The following is a 3,393-nucleotide window of genomic DNA, read 5'->3' on the forward strand; positions in this document are numbered from 1 at the left end:
GTGCTGGACAAAATGGCCTACCTGACGATATGGCAGGGCGATGAAGTACAGCGCCGGGTGAAAGGCGTGGTGACCTGGTTTGAACTCGGGGAGAACGACAAAAACCAGATGCTGTACAGCATGAAGGTGCACCCGCCGCTGTGGCGTGCCGGTCTGCGCCAGAACTTCCGTATCTTCCAGAACGAGGACATCAAAAGCATCCTCGGCACGATGTTGCAGGAAAACGGGGTGACCGAATGGAGTCCGCTGTTCAGCGAGCCGCATCCTTCCCGTGAGTTTTGTGTCCAGTACGGTGAGACTGATTACGATTTCCTGTGCCGGATGGCGGCGGAGGAAGGCATCTTCTTTTATGAGGAGCATGCTTACAAAAGTACCGACCAGAGCCTGGTGCTGTGCGACACAGTCCGCCATCTGCCCGAATCTTTTGAAATCCCATGGAACCCGAACACCCGTACCGAGGTGAGCACCCTCTGCATCAGCCAGTTCCGCTACAGCGCACAAATCCGCCCTTCTTCCGTGGTGACCAAAGACTACACCTTTAAACGCCCCGGCTGGGCCGGACGTTTTGAACAGGAAGGCCAGCACCAGGACTACCAGCGCACGCAGTATGAAGTGTATGACTACCCCGGACGTTTCAAGAGCGCCCACGGGCAGAACTTTGCCCGCTGGCAGATGGACGGCTGGCGAAACAACGCAGAAACCGCGCGGGGAATGAGCCGCTCGCCGGAGATATGGCCGGGACGGCGAATTGTGCTGACGGGGCATCCGCAGGCGAACCTGAACCGGGAATGGCAGGTGGTGGCAAGTGAACTGCACGGCGAACAGCCACAGGCGGTGCCGGGACGCAGTGGTTCAGGCACCACGCTGAATAATCACTTTGCGGTGATCCCGGCAGACAGAACATGGCGACCACAGCCGTTGCTGAAACCGCTGGTGGACGGCCCGCAGAGCGCTGTCGTGACAGGACCGGCAGGCGAGGAAATCTTCTGCGACGAACATGGTCGCGTGCGGGTGAAGTTCAACTGGGACCGTTATAACCCGGCAGACCAAGACAGTTCGTGCTGGATCCGTGTGGCACAGGCGTGGGCAGGCACCGGTTTTGGCCACCTGGCGATACCGCGTGTGGGTCAGGAGGTGATTGTAGACTTCCTCAACGGCGATCCGGACCAGCCGATCATTATGGGGCGCACCTACCACCAGGAAAACCGCACCCCCGGCAGCCTGCCGGGAACAAAGACGCAGATGACCATCCGCTCCAAAACGTACATGGGCAGCGGATTTAATGAGCTGAAGTTTGATGATGCGACAGGGAGAGAACAGGTCTACATCCACGCGCAGAAGAACATGGATACCGAAGTGCTCAACGACCGTACCACCACCGTAAAACACGATCACCGCGAAACCGTAAAAAATGACCAGACGGTCACGATCCAGGAAGGTAACCGCCTTCTTACGGTGGAAAAAGGCCACAAGATCACCGGAGTACTGAAAGGGTCTTTATCTGAGGATGTCTTTCAGGACAGAGGCACGATTGCCGGTTCGGTGCATGTTGACGCTGTAAACAATGGTGGCGAAGGCGACGGTATACAGGCTTATACGGCGATTAAGGAAATTTTGCTGGCCGTGGAGGAAAGCAAAATTGCGCTGACGCCGGATGGCATTCAGCTACAGGTCGGGGAATCGACGGTAATCAGGCTGTCGAAGGATGGCATCACCATCGTGGGCGGTTCTGTTTTCATCAACTGATTCACTCAGATTATCAGGGAGTATTTTATGCAGTTCACTTTTAATGAAGGCCACATTCAACTGCCGTCTCAATGGCAGGATCAGTCAATGCAGGTCCTGGTGTCCACAGATAACAGTGGCATCAACCTGGTCATTACCCGCGAAGCCGTTCCACAGGGAACCCTGACACCAGAGCTGTACCAGGAAACGCTGGCGCTGTACCAGGGCAAACTTGATGGGTACACCGAACATGCCTGCCGGGAAATCACTCTGGCAGAGGCCCCGGCCTGGCTGCTGGATTATTCCTGGAACGGTCCGGAAGATGAGGGGAATCAGGGGCGGATTAGCCAGATAGCCGTATTCCAGCGGCGTGGAGATACGCTGCTGACCTTCACTTTCAGCACCTCCTTATCCCTGAAGAACAGTCAAAAGACGATGCTGCTGGAGGTGATAAAGAGCTTCACCCCGTTGCCACCGGAGAATGACATCCAAAAGGACCAGCCGCGCTGACATAAACGAGGGATAACACATGAGTGAAGGACCAGGCGGGCCACAGGGAGCGACCGCAGGCGGTACGCTGGCAATGCGAATGCTGTCACAGCAGGCGATGGTCGCCAGCCAGATGAAACGGGCAGCCAACGACAAAGCCATTGCACAGATGTTGGCATCAAAAAAGTCCGGCCCCCCCGCCGCCAGGCTGGGCGATGAAATTCAGCACAAGAGTTTTTTGGGGGCGCTGGCAGGGGCCGTGCTGGGGGCGATAGTGACCATCGCAGAAGGTTGCCTGATTATGGCCGCCTGTGCCACCGGCCCTTATGCGCTGGTTCTGGTGCCTGCGCTGATGTATGCCAGCTATAAGGCGAGTGATTATGTGGAGGAGAAACAGAACCAGCTTGAGTCATGGATAAACAGCTTTTGTGACACGGACGGCGCCATCAATACCGGTTCTGAAAATGTAAACATTAACGGAAAGCCCGCTGCCAGGGCCGCCGTCACCCTTCCCCCTCCTCCCCCACCTGGAGCAATACCTGAAGTCCCACAGGGGGAACCCTCATGGGGTGATATTGCCACTGACCTGCTTGAATCGGCAGCGGAAAAAGCAGTACCACTGGCGAAGGCCTGGGGGAACGCTGTTATCACCCTGACGGACAGCAATGCCGGTTTTATGGATCGCGTCAGCGCCGGCGCATCGCTTCTGTTTCCCGCCGGTCCGGTATTAATGGAGTTTGCCACCATGGTGGGCGGGCGTGGCGAAATCAAAAAAGATGTGGATTTCCCGGAAGCCGGTGAGGACACGGCGCTCTGCGACAAGGAGAACAAACCACCGAGGATAGCCCAGGGCAGCAGCAACGTCTTTATCAACAATCAGCCTGCCGCACGCCAGGGCGACAAACTGGAGTGCAGCGCAGCAATCGTGGGAGGTTCGCCGGACGTCTTTATTGGCGGTGAGCAGGTGACCTATCTGGATATCCAGCCGGAGTTCCCGCCGTGGCAGAGAATGATCCTGGGGGGAATAACGATAGCCAGCTATCTTCTGCCGCCAACGGTGTTTAATTATATCGAATGTGATTACAATCGGTGGCGGCGGCACAGTTGGTGTGGCGGCCTCAGTCCGGAACAATTTGAAAACCAGAACCTCGCTTAGGCCTGTGTCCATATTACGTGGGT

The 3,393-nt window shown here is 56.6% G+C and carries 2 protein-coding genes and 2 pseudogenes; all 4 read left to right on the forward strand.

Translation table 11 applies throughout. The features are described from left to right. A partial coding sequence (locus tag E0D98_RS22535) for a type VI secretion system tip protein VgrG (protein WP_240723749.1) occupies positions 1-1,746 on the forward strand: 1,746 nt, incomplete at its 5' end. A gap of 27 nt (positions 1,747-1,773) precedes the next feature. Continuing rightward, positions 1,774-2,235, forward strand: coding sequence for a DcrB-related protein (locus E0D98_RS22540; RefSeq protein WP_001160804.1), 462 nt, complete (start codon positions 1,774-1,776; stop codon positions 2,233-2,235). 19 nt (positions 2,236-2,254) lie between these two features. Beyond that, a pseudogene (locus E0D98_RS22545) lies at positions 2,255-3,268 on the forward strand (PAAR domain-containing protein); the annotation flags it as partial. Further along, positions 3,269-3,370 (forward strand): annotated as a pseudogene (locus E0D98_RS27595) (IS3 family transposase); the annotation flags it as partial. Positions 3,371-3,393: the final 23 nt, after the last annotated feature.

It is taken from the genome of Escherichia sp. KCJ4928 (assembly GCF_004352695.1).
Taxonomy (GTDB): domain Bacteria; phylum Pseudomonadota; class Gammaproteobacteria; order Enterobacterales; family Enterobacteriaceae; genus ECMA0423.